Origin of the sequence: Massilia sp. Mn16-1_5 (assembly GCF_004798585.1) — a bacterium.
Classification (GTDB): Bacteria; Pseudomonadota; Gammaproteobacteria; order Burkholderiales; family Burkholderiaceae_D; genus Telluria.
Map to the genome: position 1 here is coordinate 56,579 of NZ_PPXQ01000012.1, position 17,278 is coordinate 73,856.

The window sequence follows — 17,278 nt, forward strand, 5'->3', positions numbered from 1 at the left end:
TTCCTGTCGAAAATCTTTACAGTGGTCAAACGGCAACGAATGTGCCGGACCGCAACTAATTGATTTTTAACAAATCTTTCCAGTTGGCACAGTTGTTGCTAAAGAGGAAGCAGTTTCAACCACTACTGAGAAAAGAAAAATGACCTTCCTGAAAAAACTTGGCTGCGCCGCAGCTATCGCTCTGGCAGCAGGTACCGCGCAAGCTGACGTCGTCATGAACGACTGGACCTTCAACCCGGCCGGCACCGGCAAGGCCAGCGGTCAGGTAATCAACGAATACCTGGATGTGAACGGTAACGCCTTCATCCAGATCAGCCCGACCGGCGGCACCAGCTTCAAGTTCACCGAGCACGCAGTTTTCAATATTTCGCAGGCTGACAGCAACGGTAAGCTGTTCCCGATCACCTATCCGACCGGCACCATCACCGCGACCTTCGAAGCGACCGGCACCGGCAACTTCAGCGGCGCCTTCACCTTCACCGGCGGCACCATCCGCATGTACCAGAACCCGACACCGGGTCAGTACGGCACCACCGCAGACATCTACGGCGCCAACCTGGGCAACCAGATCGCCCAGTTCACGGTCCTGGCTGGCGGCGGCGGCGTCGTCGATGCGACGGGCAACCCGATCAAGAACGGCAACGTCAGCATCAATGCGATGGCCAAGGCGGGCGACCTGGCTCCAAATTACTTCTTCGCCGAAAACGGCGTCGACATGTCGACCATCATGACCACCGCGTTCGCCTTCACGAACGCCAATACCGTCGGCAAGCCAGAAAGCGTCCTGGTCAGCGAAGTGGCCTGCCAGTACGCAGGCTTCACCGGCGCCGGCTGCAACGGCACCGCTTACGCCAATGCTCCAGGCAAGTACTTCTTCGTCAGCAACAACGGCCAGTTCAAGTTCAATGACGTGCCGGAGCCAGGTTCGGTCGCCCTGTTCGGCATCGCCCTGTTCGGCCTGGGCGCACTGCGTCGCCGCGTGAAGTAATCCGGGTTACGCACCGCTGCAATAGAATTGGCCCGGCTCTGCCGGGCCTTTTTTTATTCATCCGATCGAATGAACGGTTTCGTCATCGCCGCCGTCCTCTGCGCGGCTCTCATGCACGCAGGCTGGAACGTCCTGCTGAAACGCCATGCAGGACAGGCTGCGGGCGGCGTGCCGACGATGGCGATCGTCGCCGGCTCCGGCCTGCTGTGCGCCGCCTGCCTGCCTTTCGTGGCCGCCCCCGCAGCGGCCAGCTGGCCCTTCATCGGCGCCTCGGCGCTTGTGCAAACCTGCTACTACCGGCTGCTCGCCGCCACCTACCGCGACGGCGACCTGAGCCACGCCTATCCGCTGATGCGCGGCTGCGCGCCGCCCATCGTGGCCCTGGCCGGCCTGGTACTGGGCGAACAACTGCGTCCCGGCCAATGGCTGGCCCTTGCCCTGGTCTGCGGCGGCGTACTGGCGATCTTCCTCGACGCCCAGCGGCAGGCGCGCGCCGCGCGCCGCACCACGTTGCTGGCACTGGCTACCGCCTGCGTGATTGCGTCCTACACCCTGATCGACGGCGCCGGCGTGCGCCGCTCCGGCGCGCCGGCGGGCTACACGATGTGGATTTTCGTGGCCACCGCGCTGGCGCTGGTGGTCCAGGGCGCCGCAAGCGAGCGCCGCGCGCTGTTGGACGCGGCACGGCGCCGGCTCGGCCTGCTGCTGGGCGGCGGCGCGCTGTCGGCGGGTTCGTACGGGATCGCGCTGTGGGCGATGACGCTGGCGCCGGTCGCGCTGGTGGCGGCCCTGCGCGAAACCTCGATCCTGTTCGCGGCGGCGATCGCCGCCCTGGTGCTGCGCGAACGTATCGGACGCGCGCGCCTGCTGGCGGTCGTCTTGATCGCCTGCGGCGCGGTGGCGATGCGCCTGGCCTGATCAGGCCATCAGAATTTCTGCTCGAACGTGGCGCGCACGCTCGGGCCTGCCTTGAAGCGCGTCTCGCGCACCACCAGTCCCCGTCCTTCTTCGAGGAAGCTGTTGCGGTTCACGAAGTCCTGGCCCAAGAGGTTCGACAGCGCCACGCGCAGCTGCTGCTGCGGATTGAACTTGTAGAGCGCGGTCGCTTCGAGATCGCGCCGCGTCTGCAGCGTCGAGGTCTGGCGCTCCGAGATGCGCACCAGGCCGCCTTCCTTCCAGACGAAGCTGCCCCCCATGGTCAGCTTGCCGGTCTTGTAGTCGACGCCGAGGGTGCTCGAGAGCGGCGTCTGGCCGTCGATGCGGTTGTCCGGGCCCGGTACGCCGTCCACGCGCGACCAGTTGGCCGAGACGCTGGCGCGCAGGTCGATCGCCGGCGCATCCTTGATCAGCGCTTTCAAGGGGAACTTGGTTTCCAGTTCCAGGCCGCGCGTCGTGGCTTCGCCCGCGTTCATCGGCATCGCCACCCAGCGCGCGCCGTCGAAAAACACCTGCGAGCGGGTGTAGCCGTCGATACGGCGCATCGAGCCGCTGATCGAGAACAGCGCGCCCTCGGCCCAGTAGTGCTCGTAGGAGGCGTCGAAGCCGAGCGCGAGTTCCGGCTGCAGGTCCGGGTTGCCGGCAAAGTCGGGGTCGGTCGAGCGGTTGTCGATCGCCGTCTGGCGGCGCGGGATCAGCTGCTGGAAGCTCGGCGCCTTGTAGGTGCGGGTGACGGCGAAGCGGATCTGGTCGCCCTTGGTATCCGGGATCTTCCACAGAGTCTGCAACACCGGGCTCCAGACGTTTGATCTCGAGCGGCCGGTGTCGAAGGTATTGCCCTCGGTCGTGGTGCGGATGCCTTCCCAGCGCGCGCCGAGATACACCGACAGGCGCTGCGTGAGGCTCCATTCGTCCTGCGCGTACAGGGCCAGGCGCGCGACGCGCGAAGTCGACTCCTCGCCTTTCGGCAGCGCCGGGAAGACGCGCTCGCCGGCCTCGAATTCCTCGCGGCTGTCGTTGCGTACCGAGTAGCCGCCGTCCCAGCCCATGCCGAGCTGATGGCCCTGCATGATGGTCTTGCTGTACTTGCCGACGGTGGTCGCGCCCTGCTCGTCCGCCTCCAGGTGCACCAGGTTGTCGACCGCACGTGGGCTACCTGCCGGCGTCCAGCGCCGGTTGTCGGTCGTGTTCCAGCCGCCGATCAGGCTGGCCTTGACGTCCAGCTTGGCGCCGTCGGCCATCTTGTGCACCCAGTTCACTTCGGTGCGCACGACGTCGTTGTCGCTGCGGACGGAACTGTCCAGTACCGGATACGGGGCCGGCGCGCCCAGCGTCGTCGTGGTGACCTGCCGGTTGTGCAGGCGGAAGCGCGCCGAGTTCACGAAGCTCTGCGAGGTCAGGCTGTCGCCGTTGTCCAGCGCCCAGTTCAGGCGCGGCGCCAGGTTGAACAATTTGAGGCGGCCGTCCTCGGCGCCGGCGATGTCGCGCATCTGGACCGGGACGCCGGCCGCGTCGAAGGCATTCTCGTCGCTGAGGACGTCGCGGCTGAACTGTTCGGCCATCACGCTGGCGGCGACCGAATACGACATCTTGCCCAGCTTGTCGGACAGCTGCAGGCTGGCCGTCGGTCCGTTGAAGCCGCTGCCGGTACGGGCGCCGATCTTGAATTCGCGCTGGCCCGCGCGCACCACCTTCTTCAGCACGATGTTGACGGTGCCGGCCACCGACTGGGTCGAGAACTCGGCGCTGGCCGCGCGCAGCACCTCGATGCGCTCGATCACGTCGGGCGAGAGCGAGTCGATGCTGAAGCCGGCAGGGGCGCGCTCGCCGTTGATCAGGATTTGCGTGTAGCCCGCGCCCAGGCCGCGCATGCGGATTTCTCCGCCGCGTCCGTTCGGGCTGCTGACCGTAATGCCGGGCACGCGTTTCATCACGTCGACCACGCTGGTGTCGCCATACTTGGCGATCTCTTCCTGGGTGACCACGATCTTGGTCGCCGTGTCGTCGCGCCGCGCATCGTAGCTGTCGGCCGTGCCGCGCACCTCGACCTTCTGCATCTTCTGGTCGCCGGCGGGCTGGGGGTCGGCCTTGGTCGTGCCCTGCTGGGCGGAGGCCGGGAAAACGGATGCCAGCGCGGCGGCCAGTACGGTCATGCGAATCGGTGAGAGGATATACATATCAGAAAGCCAAGTTTATGAGAATGTATTGTCCATTAGTTCCTGCACTTTTAGATGCCCTGCGGAATATATTTTCGATATGCATGTGCGCGACAGCCAGGGAAAAGGCTGTTTTCGGGCGATGCGCTACACTGGCCACGGGGCATGAGCACGCAAACAAAGATATGCACGAGCACGCCCCTTATTTATAATTCGCCATCACCACAAGCAATAAAGGGCTGCCACCGTGTCCGACCGTTTCAAAGTACTGCCGCAATATGTCCTGCCGAAGCAGGCGCTGACCTCGTTTGCCGGACGCGTCGCCGGCCACCGCGGCGGCAAGGTCACCACCCGCCTGATCCGCTGGTTCGTGGCCAAGTACGGCGTCAACATGGACGAAGCGGCCAACTCCGACATCGCCAGCTACCCGAGCTTCAACGAATTCTTCACCCGTCCGCTGAAGGACGGCGTGCGTCCGCTGGCCCAGGCCGACTTCGTTTGCCCGGTGGACGGCGCGATCAGCCAGTTCGGCGCGATCGACGACCACCACATCCTGCAAGCCAAGGGCCACAAGTTCACCACCACCCAGCTGGTCGGCGGCGACTCCCAGCTGGGCGCCCTGTTCCAGCACGGCTCCTTTGCGAATCTCTACCTGAGCCCGAAGGATTACCACCGCCTGCACATGCCCTGCGACGGCCGCCTGACGCGCATGATCTACGTGCCGGGCGCCCTGTTCTCGGTGAACCCGACCACGGCGCGCGGCGTGCCCGGCCTGTTCGCACGCAACGAGCGCGTGGTCTGCGTATTCGAGTCCGAGGAGTTCGGTACCTTCGTCATGGTGCTGGTCGGCGCCACGATCGTCGGCAGCATGGCCACGCCCTGGCATGGCGTGGTCAACCCGCAGCGCCACGGCCGCATCTCGGAATGGACTTATGAAACTTCGCCGGTCGTGCTGAAAAAGGGCGAAGAAATGGGACGCTTCCTGCTGGGTTCGACGGTGGTCATGCTGTTCAAGGAGAAGACCATCGCTTTCAATCCGGAGTGGGCGCCGGAGCGCAAGGTGCGGCTCGGCGAGATGATGGGTAACCGGCCGGCCTGACCGGTCCGCGGTGCGGCCTCAGGCACCGCCTTTCAGGATGCTCTGCTCGACCTCCGTACACAAGGCCGCATCCATCATGTCGAGAAAGGCCCGGGTCTTGGCCGGCATCAGCCGCCGTCCCGGAAACACCGCCCAGCCGGTCGCCGCCGGCAGATCCCACTCCGGCAGCACCCGCACCAACTCCCCCTTCTTCACCAGCGGCAGCGCGAACAGTTCGGAGCTGGCGGCGATGCCCGCGCCGCTGCAGGCGATACGCGCCAGCAGGTCCGGCGAATTGGCCGTCAGGCGCGCCGGCAGTTCGCGGTCCCAGCGCACCTTGCCGCGCGAGAGTACCCAGGTCACGGGTCCGCCACCGCGGCTGAGCAGGCACAGCAAATCATGGCCGAGCAGGTCGTCCGGGTGCTCGGGCAGGCCGCGCACGGCCGTGTAGCAGGGAGACGCGTACAGGCCGAAGCGCTGGAGGGTGACGCGGCGCGCGGCCAAGCTGGCGTCGTCGGGCAGGTCGCCCATGCGGATCGCGATGTCGAAGTTTTCCGCGACCAGGTCGACCCGGCGCGGCGACAAATCCAGTTCCACGCTCACCGCCGGGTAGCGTTCGAGGAAGCGCCCGATCATGGCGCTCATGCCGAGGTTGGCGAAATCGGCCGGCAGGGAAATGCGCAGGCGTCCGCTGGGTTCGGCCTGGCGGTGCTGGGCCAGCGCGCCGGCCGCCTCCGATTCCTCGACCACCTTGCGCGCATGCTCCAGCAGGCTGGCGCCGAATTCGGTCACCATCAGCTTGCGTGTCGTGCGTTGCAGCAGGCGTTCGCCCAGGCGCGCCTCGAGCAATGAGATGCGCCGCGAGACCGTCGATTTCGGCAGGTTCACGCGGGTCGCCGCGGCGCTGAAACTGCCGGCCTCGACGATGCGGGCGAAGAGCAGCAGGTCGTTCGGTTCGACTTCCATGATTGTTCCACTGACTGAATAATGTTATCCATTCTAGCGTCTTCTGGATTGATTTTGGAACTGCTAAAGTGTCTCTCATCGAAACACCATTTAAACAAGGGACACGAACATGAACATCCTCCAGATCACTTCCAGCCTGCGTGGCGCCGAATCCGAATCGACCCGCGTCACCAACAGCGTCGTGGCCAAACTGGTCGCCGCCAATCCCGGCGCCACCGTCGTCACCCGCGACCTGGCCCGCGATCCGCACCCGCAACTGGACGAAGCGGCTCTGGGCGCGCTGTTCACGCCGGCCGAATCGCGTAGCGCCGAACAGGCTGCCCGCGTGGCCCTGGACGACGCCCTGATCGCGCAAGTGCAGGCGGCCGACGTGGTCGTGATCGGCGCCCCGATGTACAACTTCGGCATCCCGGTGCAGCTGAAGGCCTGGTTCGACGCCATCGCCCGTGCCGGCGTGACCTTCCGCTATACCGAGACCGGTCCGGAAGGCCTGCTGAAGGGTAAAAAAGTCTACGTGGCCACGGCGCGCGGCGGCATCTACCCGGCGGACGCCGATCCGCAAGTGCCCTTCGTGCGCATGCTGCTGAACTTCCTCGGCATGACGGATCACACCTTCATCCACTCGGCAGCCCAGTCCATGGGTCCTGAGGCATCGGCCAAGGGCCGTGCGGAAGCCGACGCCACCATCGAAGCCGCACTGGCCTGATTCGCCAGGCGGCGTAACCAAGGAGATGAGAATGAACGCAGTACTTGAAGAGCGCGTGGCGCGGCCACGCGGCGTGGAACGCGTGATCAGCGGCCAGTTCGTCATGGACGGCGCCGGCGTCAAGATCAACCGCGTTCTCACCAACACCTTGCAGCGCCGCCTCGATCCCTTCCTGATGCTCGATGCGTTCGGGAGCGACAAGGCCGGCGACTACATCGCCGGCTTCCCGGAGCACCCGCACCGCGGTTTCGAGACCATCACCTACATGCTGGCCGGACGCATGCGCCACCGCGACAGCGGCGGCAACGAGGGCCTGATCACGGACGGCGGCGTGCAGTGGATGACGGCGGGACGCGGGGTGATCCACTCCGAGATGCCCGAGCAGAACGAAGGCCTGATGGAAGGCTTCCAGCTCTGGCTGAACCTGCCGGCGAAGGACAAGCTGTGCGCGCCCTGGTACCGCGACATCCCGAATGCCGAAGTGCCGCGCTTCACGCTTGAATCCGGCGCGACGGTGCAGGTGATCGCCGGCAGTTCGCATGGCGTCGCGGGCGCGGTGCAGCGCGAAGGCACCGCGCCGCTGTATCTCGACATCGAGCTGCCTGCGGGCGCGACCTTCGAGCAGCCGCTGCCAAGTGGGCACAATGCCTTCCTCTACGTGTTCCGCGGCGAGGCGGTGGTTGCCGGCAAGGGCATACCGCAGACGAAGATGGCGATCCTGGACAATGCCGAAGGCGCCGACGGCGTCGTCGTCAAAGCCGCGACGCCGACCCGCCTGCTGCTGATCGCGGGCCGTCCCTTGAAGGAGCCGATCGCGCAGTACGGTCCCTTCGTGATGAATACCCAGGCCGAGCTGCACCAGGCTGTGGAGGATTTCCGGGCGGGCCGGTTCGCCGCTTGAAGGTGAAGTTAATGCGCGCCACGGGCCATCATTCGATGACCCGGGCGCGCTTGCGTTACACTGCCGGGCATGCCCCTGCTACCCGTCTTCCTCGATCTGCTGTCGAAAGCCAGCCATGCGCTCGGCTTCGAGACGATCGACCGTTTCCCGCCGAATCACGCGTATGCGCGCACCCACTGGGACCGCGCGTATTTCGACATCGCTTCCGACCTGAAGCCCGAGGCCATCGAGCGCGCGCTGTGCGCCTCGATCGCGAACACCCCTTCCGTCTTCGCCCACATCGCCAATCCGACGCCGGCCATGCAGCGCACCCTGCTGGGCGTGATCGACACCCGCCTGCGCCGTTCGCCGGGCGCGCCGCCGCTGGACCTGGTGGCGCTGCTGATCGAGGCCTATCGCAGCCCGTACACGATCGAGGCGCGGCCCGGCCTGCGCGCGGCGATCGAGGCGACGCGCGAGCGGGACATGCGCGAGCGCATCCACGCGACGCTCGCCTTTCTCGGGGCGATGCCGGCGGCTTTCGACGTCATCGACCTCAACTAGAGGCCGCGCTGAACATCGGCCGCGCCAGGTTGCTCGGCACATAGCGTTCGCGCAGCAGCATGAAGGGCGTTTCCACCAGCCGGTACAGCAGCCAGCCCACCAGCACCGACAAGGCCAGCAAGGCGGCAATCGCGACAGCGCTCTGCGGTCCGTAGCCAAGGTCCTGCAGGGGACCCGCCGCGATCTCGCCCACGGCGCGGTGAGTCAGGTAGATCGCATACGACCACACGGCCAGCGCGCCGGCGCCCGGCACCCGCCCATCGCGCAACAGCGAGCGCTGCGACAGCGCGGCCAGGATCAGCAGGCCGAAGCCGACGCCGAGCAGCGGATAGCCGAACACGGTCGCGGCCACGCCGTAGTGGTTGTCGAGGAAGAGCCAGAAGGTCGCGCCGAGGATGGCCAGTCCCGCCAGCAGCGTGCGGTTGCCGTGCGCCGTGATGCGCGTCCACAGGCCGGGATGGTGGCTGCGCAGCAGCGCCAGCCCGACGCCGGCCACCAGCTCGTCGAGACGGCATAAGCTTGAGTAATAAATCAGCTTGTAATAGAAGTAAATCCCATACTTGTGCGCATCGACGTGGGCGCTCCAGAGTTGGAAGCGCAGCAGCATGCCGCCTGCGATCACGCAGGCGATGAAGGCCCATGCGTACTTGACGCGCAGGCGCAACGCGGCACCGAGCAGAGCGATCGCCGGCAGCAGCAGATAGAACTGTTCCTCGACCGCGAGCGACCAGCTGTGCGAGAAGGCGGTGCCCGGCGCCAGGCCGACGTTCTGGGTGAACGTCAGATAGCGCCACAGCGGCGCCAGCGGCGCATCCTCGCCCACGGCGGGCCACATCACATAGATCGCCAGCACCGCCAGGTAGTTCGGCAGTGTGCGCAGCAGGCGCCGCGCGTAGAAGGATTTCAGCGACAGGCCCGCTTCCGTCTTCAAGGCCGCGAAGATCTGGTTGCCGATCAGGTAGCCCGAGAGCGCGAAGAACAGGTCGACCCCGGCCCAGCCGATCTGCCCGACCCAGCCGAAAGTATGGTCGTCGTTCGACACGAACAGGGTGTAATGGTGCAGGACGACCAGCGTGACGGCGAGCGCGCGCAGGGTATCGAGGCCGTGCAGGCGGGCGCTGCGGGGAGAACTCATCGGATTGGCAAAAGATAAAGGTGCCGGATCATGCCATGGGCTTTTCGCGGATGCCACCTTTTCCCGATAAAATGTCGGCACCGATATTTCTTTGGATCATCTTGCATGGCTTCCGCACCGAATCTGCAGTTCAAGTTTGTCAACTATACCGGCCTGGAAGAAGGTCCGAGCGTCATCATCATGGGTGCGACCCACGGTAACGAAACCTGCGGCACCGAAGCGATCCGCCGCATCATGCTTGAACTCGACAGCGGCGAGCGCAAGATCGCGGCCGGCAGCGTGACCTTCGTCCCGGTCGTGAATCCCCTCGCCTACTTCAAGAACGAGCGCAACGGCGACCGCAACCTGAACCGCAACCTGTTCCCGAAAGACGATCCGCAGGACTTCGAGGACCGCATCGCCAACTGGCTGTGCCCGCTGCTGGCCCAACACGACGTCCTGCTCGACCTGCACTCCTTCAATGCCGCGCACGGCGAGCCCTTCGTGATGGTCGGCCCGGTCGACAACGACGGCCCGCTCGAAGCCTTCAAGCACGCCGAACAGGAACGCGCCCTGGCCCGCCGCCTGGGCGTGCGCCGCTTCGTCACCGGCTGGATGGCGGCCTACGGCGGCGGCGTCCAGCGCCGCTCGCGCGGGAATGCGGCCGAGCTGGAAACCGTGCTGCGCTACGGCGTCGGCACCACCGAATACATGCGCACCACGGGCGGCTACGCGCTGACCCTGGAATGCGGCCAGCACGTCGACCCGAAAGCGCCGCAGGTTGCCTACGACGCCATCGTCAACACGCTGGCCTTCCTGAAGCTGATCGAGGCGCCGGAACCGGAACCGGTCCCCTTCGAGGAAATGGAAGCGCTGCACATGGTGGCCGTGTACGACAAGCTCGATGCGAACGACAGTTTCTCGCGCGCGTGGGCCAGTTTCGACCCGGTACAGGAAGGCGAGCAGATCGGCACGCGCGCCGACGGCACGCCGGTGCTGGCCGAATTCAGCGGCCGCATCCTGTTCCCGGATGCGAAGGCGGGGGCGAATTCGGAGTGGTATTACCTGACGCGGGCGAATCCGGAGTTCGGACGCAACTGATGGCATGTCGGGGACAGGGCTGCACGCGTGCGCCGTTGTCCCCGTCGCGGTTCTAGTGGATAATTCGCCACCATGACTGATACCGCAACCCTCCCCCCACTCCCAGACCGGCTCTCGATCGATCCGAGCAGCCCTTTCCACAACCGCGACGTGTTCCAGCACGAAGTCGGCATCCGCTTTAACGACAAGGACCGCCATGACGTCGAAGAGTATTGCCTGAGCGAAGGCTGGATCAAAGTCGCCGCCGGCAAGACCCTGGACCGCAAGGGCAAGCCGATGCTGATCAAGCTGAAGGGCAAGGTCGAGGCGTTCTACCGCTGATCGACTCGTCGGCCTGGCCTGCGGCCGGGTCGTCCATCCACGTTTTCTGCCGCCGGGTTGCGGTGCTTCTCGCGTCGCGCCTGCTGTCGTCCTCCCACAACACATCCGTCTCCACTGCGCACCAGCGCTTGCCCTGCCCGATCCAGGACCATATCATTGCGGCCCTGTAGTTGCCGCACGGCAATTGCATCGCCTCGCTGACCTATTGGAAGACAGATGAAAGCCACGAAGATTGTTTCGATCCTGCTCGCCGCGTTCGCGGCCGGCAGCGTCCATGCCGCCGAACTCGCCACGAGCCTGGACCTCGGCACCACCGGCCTCGGCCTGCACCTGAGCACGCCGCTGAGCGCCAAGCTGAACGCGCGCGTCGGCCTGAACGTCGCCAACTATTCCTACGACGGCAATACCTCGGACATGGAATACGACTTCAAGCTGAAGCTGAAGACCGTCGACGCCCTACTCGACTATCACCCCTTCGATGGCGTGTTCCGCATCACCGGCGGCGTGGTCTACAACGGCAACAAGATCGACGCGCGTGCCAAGCCGAACGGCGGCACCTACACCGTCAACGGCCGCGCCTACGATGCAGCCGCTGTGGGCGACCTGAGCGGCAAGATCGACTTCCGCAAGGCGGCTCCTTACCTCGGCATCGGCTGGGGCAATGCGGTCAAGACGGAAGGCTGGAGCGTCGGCGCCGACCTGGGCGTGACGTTCCAGGGTTCGCCGAAGACGCAGCTGGCATCGAACAACTGCACCGCGCCTGCGCTCATCTGCCAGCAGCTGGCGAGCGACGTCGCGGCCGAGAACAAGGACCTGGCCGAGGAAGTGAAGGACTTCAAGCTCTACCCGGTGATTCGCGTGGGCGTCAGCTACCGTTTCTGATCGTGTGCGTTTGAAGGGAAAGCAGGCCGCCGGCCTGCTTTTTTTTCGTCCTCAGGCCGGCGTGAGCAGCTTCAGGCCCGCGATGCCGAGCGCGATCAGGCCGATCGAGCCGATGCGCAGGGCGCCGGCCGGTTCGTTCAGGATGAGCATGCCGAACACGGCGGTGCCGATGGTGCCGATGCCGGTCCAGACCGCGTAGGCCGTGCCAAGCGGCAAGTGACGCAGGGCCAGGCCAAGCATGCCGACGCTGGCCGCCATGGCCAGCAGGGTGAGGACGGAGGCGACGGGGCGTGTAAAACCTTCCGTGTACTTCAGGCCCACGGCCCAGGCCACTTCCAGCAATCCCGCCACCACCAGATAAATCCAGCTCATTCCGACTCCCGCGGGCCCTGCCCGGCTGACAAAAAAGTGGCCGGCAGTATAGCACCCGGCAAAAATGAGGCGGCCTCGGCAGGAATTTTGCGCATACCGTAAGATGCGCCGACACCCTGCATGAGGAATCGAGATGACCACCCTGTTTGACCCGATCAAGATCGGCGCCTTCGAGCTGCCGAACCGCATCATCATGGCGCCGCTGACCCGCGCCCGCGCCATCGGTCCCGGCCGCGTGCCGAATGCCCTGATGGCCGAATACTATGTCCAGCGCGCCAGCGCCGGCCTGATCCTGTCGGAAGCGACCTCGGTCACGCCGATGGGCGTCGGCTATGCCGATACGCCCGGCATCTGGTCCGACGAGCAGGTGGCGGGCTGGAAGCAGGTCACCGAGGCCGTGCACGCGGCGGGCGGGCGCATCGTGATGCAGCTGTGGCACGTGGGCCGGATTTCCGATCCGGTCTTCCTGGAGGGCGCCGCCCCGGTCGCGCCGAGCGCCGTCAAGCCGGCCGGCACCGTGAGCCTGGTGCGTCCGAAGCGCGAATACGCGACCCCGCGCGCGCTCGAACTCGATGAAATCGCCGGCATCGTCGCCGCCTACCGCAAGGGCGCGGAGAATGCGAAGAAGGCGGGCTTCGACGGCGTCGAGATCCACGGCGCCAACGGCTACCTGCTCGACCAGTTCTTGCAAGACAGCACCAACCTGCGCACCGATCAGTACGGCGGCTCGATCGAGAACCGCGCGCGCCTGATGCTGGAAGTGGCGGACGCCTGCATCGCCGTCTGGGGCGCCGACCGCGTCGGCATGCACCTGGCGCCGCGCCGCGATGCGCACGACATGGGCGATTCGACCCCAGTCGACACCTTCGGCTACGTCGCGCGCGAACTGGGCAAGCGCGGCATCGCCTTCATCTTCGCGCGCGAAGCCGTGGGCGAAGACAGCCTCGGCCCGCTGCTGAAGAAGGAATTCGGCGGCGCCTTCATCGCCAACGAAAAGATGACGGTCGAGACGGCCGAGCGCCTGCTCACCGAAGGCAGCGCCGACGCGATCGCCTTCGGCCTCTGGTTCATCGCCAATCCGGACCTGCCGCAGCGCCTGCAGCAGGGTGCGCCGCTGAACCCGCTGCGTTCCGAGGTGATCTACGGCAGCGGCGCGGAAGGCTATACGGACTACGGCTTCCTGCAGGCCTGACAGGCGCCCGCACGACCGCATACTGGCCGGCCTTTGCGCCGGCCTTTTTATTGGCCGTCAAAACGAATAGCGCCTGTATTGACGGGATATGTACGACATATGCATGTCTCGCCGATGCAGTCATTTGCCCCTGTGATTGCCCTGTCACCCATGCTATTCTTGCGCGATTCATAAGGTGCGCCGGCTGGCGGCGTACCACAGAAACAGGGACACATCTTGAGCATCTTTGCACCTCGCGCCGCATCGCCCATCGCACTCGCCATCGCATCCGTCTTCGCCGCTTCGGCCATTGCCGCCTCCAGCGTCCACGCCGCACCCGCGCCGCGTGCCGAGAACGCTTTCCTGTCGCAGCAGGATGCCGCCGCCCGTTCGGCGCGCGTGTCCAACGTCGACTACGCGCTCGAATTCACGCTGACCGGCAACCCGAGCTTCAGTGGCGTCACCACCGCCAGCTTCGACCTGAACGACAATGCGACTCCGCTGACCATCGACCTCGACAAGGCGACCGTGCAATCGGTGGTCGTCAACGGCAAGAAGGTGGACGCCAAGTACAACAACTGGTTCGTGACGATAGCCGCCGCCGACCTGGTCAAGGGCCGCAATACCGTCGTCATCGCCTATGAGCGCCTGCACAGCACCAATGGCGAAGGCCTGCACCGCATGGTCGATCCGGTCGACAAGCGGGTCTACACCTATTCCCACTTCGAGCCGGCCGCCGCGCACCAGATGTTCGCCGTCTTCGACCAGCCCGACCTGAAGGCTACTTACCAGGTCACGGCCACCGCGCCGGCCGACTGGCAAGTCGTCTCGACCACGCGCGAGACCCGCATCGAAGAGGCCGGCGCCAACAAGCGCTGGATCTTCCCGAAGACGAAGAAACTGAGTCCGTATAACTTCTCGCTGCACGCCGGCCCGTACAAGGTGTGGGAAGACAAGAGCGGCAAGTACCCGATGCGCCTGTTCGCACGCCAGTCGGTCGCAAGCCAGGTGACGCCGGAAGACTGGTTCCGCTACACCAAGGATGGCCTGGCCTTCTTCGACAACTACTTCGGCATCCCTTACCAGTTCGAGAAGTACGACCAGCTGCTGGTGCCCGACTTCCTCTATGGCGCGATGGAAAACGCCGGCGCGATCACCTTCGCCGAAGGCGGCTTCCTGCACAAGGCCAAGATGACCGACGCCCAGCGGCAGTCGCTGGCGTCGGTGATCATGCACGAGATGGCACACCAGTGGTTCGGCGACCTGGTCACCATGCAGTGGTGGAACGGCCTGTGGCTGAACGAAAGCTTCGCATCCTTCATGGGCACGCTGGCCACCGCCGAGGCGACCGAGTTCAAGGACGCCTGGCAGCACTTCTATTCGACCGGCAAGCAGGCCGCCTACGTGCAGGACCAGAAGTCGAACACGCACCCGATCGAGGTGCCGGTGCCGTCGACCGCGAACGCCTTCGACAACATCGATGCGATCACCTATTCGAAGGGCGCCTCGACACTGATGCAGCTGCGCCACCTGCTGGGCGCGGAAGTCTTCCGCAAGGGCGTGCACAACTACCTGGTCAAGTACTCGTTCCAGAACGCGAAGCTCGACGACTTCATCGGCAGCCTGGGTGCCGCGGCCGGCCGCGACCTGTCCGGCTGGACCAAACAGTGGCTGTACGAGCCGGGCGTGAACACGATCGCCGCGAATTTCACATGCGCCAACGGCAAAGTGAAGAACTTCACGCTGCAGCAGACGGCGCCGAGCAAGGAACTGCCGACACTGCGCGAACAGCGCGTGCAGGTGGCAAGCTTCAAGCGCGAGGGCGGCAAGCTGGTGGCGCTGCAGACCGTGCCGGTCACCTACGCCGGCGCCACGACCAAGGTTCCTGCGCTGGCGGGAACCGCCTGCCCGGACCTGGTCTACCCGAACTACCAGGACTGGGGCTTCGTGAAGGTGCAGCTCGACAAGCGCTCCTTCGAGACCGCGCGCACCAGCCTGGCCAACGTGGACGACGCGCTGCTGCGCACCATGCTGTGGCAGAGCCTGTGGGATGGCGTGCGTGACGGCAAGCTGCCACTGAACGAGTTCATCAAGACCGCACTGGCGAACGCGCCCCAGGAAAAGGATTACACCTTGCTGGGCGACGTGCTGGGCAAGGTCGCCGCGGCCAAGCGCTACATCGACGCCATGGGCCTGCAGACGGCCTGGGCGCAACAGACCCGTGCGGCGCTCGAGGAGATGGCCTGGAACGCTACCCTGGCCAACAAGGGCAACGAGAACTTCCAGCGCCGCTGGTTCAACACCTACCTGGGCATGGCCAGCACCCCGGCCGCCCTCGAGCGCCTGAACGGCATCCTGGCGGGCACGGTGACGGTCGAAGGCTTGACGATCAACCAGGACCTGCGTTGGGACATCATCGGCCGCCTGAACCGCTACAACGTCGCCGGCGCGCCTGCGCTGGTCGAGCAGGAAGCCAAGCGCGACAATTCGGACAGCGGCCAGGCCGCGGCGCTGGCCGCCACGATCCTCCGTCCGGATCCGAAGCTCAAGGCCGAATGGCTCGGCACCGTCGAAAACCTGAAGACGGAGTTGCCGTTCTCGAAGATCCGCACCGCGATGTACAGCCTGTATCCGGCCGAGCAGACCGCGCTGGCCGAGCAGACCGCCGACCGTCGCCTGGCGCAGCTGCCGGCGATCGACAAGGCCGCCGGCCCGGTCTACATGCGCAGCTATGCGACCTCGATGATTCCGGTCGGCTGCACCCCGGCCAGCGTCAAGCGCCTAAGCAAGGCCGTGGACAGCATGAAGGACCTGTCGGCCGGCACCCGCCGCGCCCTGATCGACGCCCAGCAGGAAGACCAGCGCTGCGTGACCATCAAACAGGCCATGACGGCGCCAAAGTAAACCGTGGCGCGTGGCGACGTCCTGACCTGGCACGCAGCCGGCCCGGCTGCGCGCCCATGGACGCCGCTCGCGCTGACCCTGGGCCTGCACCTGCTGCTGGTGCTGGCCTGGTTCGGCGGCACGCACGGCGAGCTGCGGCGCGAGCCGCCGCCGCGCGTGTCCGTCTTCGTTCCGGTATCCCCCCCGGTGCGGCCGCAAGCTGCGCCAGGCACGCCACCACCCGCATCCAGGCCGGTGCGCCGCCCCGCCATCAGCGCACCTGCGCTGCCTGCTCTCGGCACTCCTTCCATCACCGTGCAGGCAGCGGCCGACCCGGATGCCGATCCCGAAGCCTCCAGCCTGCCGCAAGACCCTGCGCCCACGGCCTTGCCGGGCGATCTGCTCGCCAGCTCGAAAGCGATGGCGGGACGGGTCGACAGCGAGCTGCGCAAGGGCGCCAGTCCCATCACGGCGGAGCCCGACCGCAAGTGGGAACGCTTCGCCGATGCCTTTGCCGCCGCACGCACCAGCGCGCCACGCACCGTCACCCTGGAGAGCTACACGGCGCCGGACGGTGTGACCGTCTACCGCAAGACCGTGGGCGACAAGGTGGCCTGCTACCGCAGCGGCAGCGTCGGCGGCCTGGTCACCGGCTTCGGCCCGCAGGACGGCCAGGGCGCCGGCAGGACGAACTGCCCGAGCGGCGTGCGCTGGACCCGTCACTAGTTGGCCGCCGCACCTCCTTTCTCCGCACCTCCTTTCTCCGCACCTCCTTTCTCCGCACCTCCCTTCTCCGCATCGCCTCTTGAACCCGGCACGCACATCTGCGCCAGCCGGCGCCAGGCGCCCTCGGCCGCGCATCCGGAGGGCGGCCGCTCGAACAGATGGCGCAGGTCGAGCGGCGCCAGCTCGTTCACCTTGACGTCGCGGTTGATCGGCAGGCAGGCGGCGTCGTGCCAGGCGGCGGCATAGCCCTGCGGCGTGGGCAGCGGTCCGCGCAGGCGCACGGCTGCGGCCTCGCATTCGGCGCGCGTGATGTAGACGCCGCGCAGGCTGCTGCTCTCGAGCGTCACCTCGAGGTGCAGCTGCACGTACAACAGCAGGATGATCGTGAACACGCCGCGCTCCAGGTCCGCATCGTTCCGTTGGACGCTGCCTGC

Annotated in this window: 17 protein-coding genes; 12 read left to right on the forward strand and 5 right to left on the reverse strand. The window is 66.0% G+C overall.

Features of this window, described 5'->3' with window-relative positions:
- Positions 1–139 precede the first annotated feature (139 nt).
- Both pepA and C2862_RS15655 read left to right on the forward strand, forming a co-directional pair.
- Complete coding sequence (gene pepA / locus C2862_RS15650) at positions 140–988, forward strand: flocculation-associated PEP-CTERM protein PepA (RefSeq protein ID WP_136221075.1); 849 nt, start codon at positions 140–142, stop codon at positions 986–988.
- A 69-nt stretch (positions 989–1,057) separates the two neighbouring features.
- The gene (locus C2862_RS15655; RefSeq protein WP_136221076.1) at positions 1,058–1,906 is read left to right on the forward strand and encodes an EamA family transporter; all 849 of its coding nucleotides are present in this window, start codon (positions 1,058–1,060) and stop codon (positions 1,904–1,906) included.
- Positions 1,907–1,914: 8 nt separating this feature from the next.
- Here the strand turns inward: C2862_RS15655 and C2862_RS15660 are convergent, their stop codons facing one another.
- The gene (locus C2862_RS15660; protein ID WP_168710081.1) at positions 1,915–4,077 is read right to left on the reverse strand and encodes a TonB-dependent siderophore receptor; all 2,163 of its coding nucleotides are present in this window, start codon (positions 4,075–4,077) and stop codon (positions 1,915–1,917) included.
- 250 nt (positions 4,078–4,327) lie between these two features.
- On the opposite strand from C2862_RS15660, the gene asd reads away from it, so the two are divergent.
- Entirely contained in the window at positions 4,328–5,179 is an 852-nt protein-coding gene (asd, locus tag C2862_RS15665) for an archaetidylserine decarboxylase (protein WP_136221078.1), read from the forward strand.
- 18 nt (positions 5,180–5,197) lie between these two features.
- Here asd and C2862_RS15670 read toward each other — a convergent pair whose 3' ends face one another.
- A complete protein-coding gene (locus C2862_RS15670) occupies positions 5,198–6,124 on the reverse strand; it encodes a LysR family transcriptional regulator (RefSeq protein WP_210736004.1) in 927 nt (308 codons plus the stop codon).
- 109 nt (positions 6,125–6,233) lie between these two features.
- On the opposite strand from C2862_RS15670, the gene C2862_RS15675 reads away from it, so the two are divergent.
- The 3 genes from C2862_RS15675 to C2862_RS15685 all read left to right on the forward strand — a co-directional run bounded on the left by C2862_RS15675 (position 6,234) and on the right by C2862_RS15685 (position 8,274).
- Positions 6,234–6,830 carry an FMN-dependent NADH-azoreductase gene (locus C2862_RS15675; RefSeq protein WP_136221080.1) on the forward strand — a complete coding sequence of 199 codons (597 nt, stop codon included), beginning with the start codon at positions 6,234–6,236 and terminating at the stop codon, positions 6,828–6,830.
- A 31-nt stretch (positions 6,831–6,861) separates the two neighbouring features.
- On the forward strand, positions 6,862–7,731 hold the full coding sequence (locus tag C2862_RS15680) for a pirin family protein (protein WP_136221081.1): 870 nt from the start codon (positions 6,862–6,864) through the stop codon (positions 7,729–7,731).
- A gap of 69 nt (positions 7,732–7,800) precedes the next feature.
- On the forward strand, positions 7,801–8,274 hold the full coding sequence (locus C2862_RS15685; protein ID WP_136221082.1) for a hypothetical protein: 474 nt from the start codon (positions 7,801–7,803) through the stop codon (positions 8,272–8,274).
- On the opposite strand, the gene C2862_RS15690 is transcribed toward C2862_RS15685, so the two are convergent.
- Positions 8,267–9,409, reverse strand: coding sequence for an acyltransferase (locus C2862_RS15690; protein ID WP_136221083.1), 1,143 nt, complete (start codon positions 9,407–9,409; stop codon positions 8,267–8,269). The two genes, C2862_RS15685 and C2862_RS15690, sit on opposite strands and share 8 nt — an antisense overlap.
- Before the next feature lie 105 nt (positions 9,410–9,514).
- Here C2862_RS15690 and C2862_RS15695 point away from each other — a divergent pair, with 105 nt between their 5' ends.
- From C2862_RS15695 to C2862_RS15705, 3 genes are all read left to right on the forward strand, one after another.
- On the forward strand, positions 9,515–10,489 hold the full coding sequence (locus C2862_RS15695; RefSeq protein ID WP_136221084.1) for a succinylglutamate desuccinylase/aspartoacylase family protein: 975 nt from the start codon (positions 9,515–9,517) through the stop codon (positions 10,487–10,489).
- 72 nt (positions 10,490–10,561) lie between these two features.
- On the forward strand, positions 10,562–10,810 hold the full coding sequence (locus C2862_RS15700) for a DUF3297 family protein (protein WP_136221085.1): 249 nt from the start codon (positions 10,562–10,564) through the stop codon (positions 10,808–10,810).
- Between the two features lie 216 nt (positions 10,811–11,026).
- Entirely contained in the window at positions 11,027–11,692 is a 666-nt protein-coding gene (locus tag C2862_RS15705; RefSeq protein WP_210736006.1) for a hypothetical protein, read from the forward strand.
- A gap of 51 nt (positions 11,693–11,743) precedes the next feature.
- On the opposite strand, the gene sugE is transcribed toward C2862_RS15705, so the two are convergent.
- The gene (gene sugE / locus C2862_RS15710; RefSeq protein WP_136221086.1) at positions 11,744–12,064 is read right to left on the reverse strand and encodes a quaternary ammonium compound efflux SMR transporter SugE; all 321 of its coding nucleotides are present in this window, start codon (positions 12,062–12,064) and stop codon (positions 11,744–11,746) included.
- 133 nt (positions 12,065–12,197) lie between these two features.
- Here sugE and C2862_RS15715 point away from each other — a divergent pair, with 133 nt between their 5' ends.
- The 3 genes from C2862_RS15715 to C2862_RS15725 all read left to right on the forward strand — a co-directional run bounded on the left by C2862_RS15715 (position 12,198) and on the right by C2862_RS15725 (position 16,844).
- Positions 12,198–13,256 carry an alkene reductase gene (locus tag C2862_RS15715; protein WP_136221087.1) on the forward strand — a complete coding sequence of 353 codons (1,059 nt, stop codon included), beginning with the start codon at positions 12,198–12,200 and terminating at the stop codon, positions 13,254–13,256.
- Between the two features lie 216 nt (positions 13,257–13,472).
- Positions 13,473–16,139: an aminopeptidase N gene (gene pepN, locus C2862_RS15720; RefSeq protein WP_136221088.1), complete on the forward strand. Its 2,667-nt coding sequence runs from the start codon at positions 13,473–13,475 to the stop codon at positions 16,137–16,139.
- 3 nt (positions 16,140–16,142) lie between these two features.
- Entirely contained in the window at positions 16,143–16,844 is a 702-nt protein-coding gene (locus C2862_RS15725) for a hypothetical protein (protein ID WP_136221089.1), read from the forward strand.
- On the opposite strand, the gene C2862_RS15730 is transcribed toward C2862_RS15725, so the two are convergent.
- Complete coding sequence (locus tag C2862_RS15730) at positions 16,841–17,236, reverse strand: hypothetical protein (protein WP_210736008.1); 396 nt, start codon at positions 17,234–17,236, stop codon at positions 16,841–16,843. The two genes, C2862_RS15725 and C2862_RS15730, sit on opposite strands and share 4 nt — an antisense overlap.
- Between the last annotated feature and the right edge of the window lie 42 nt (positions 17,237–17,278).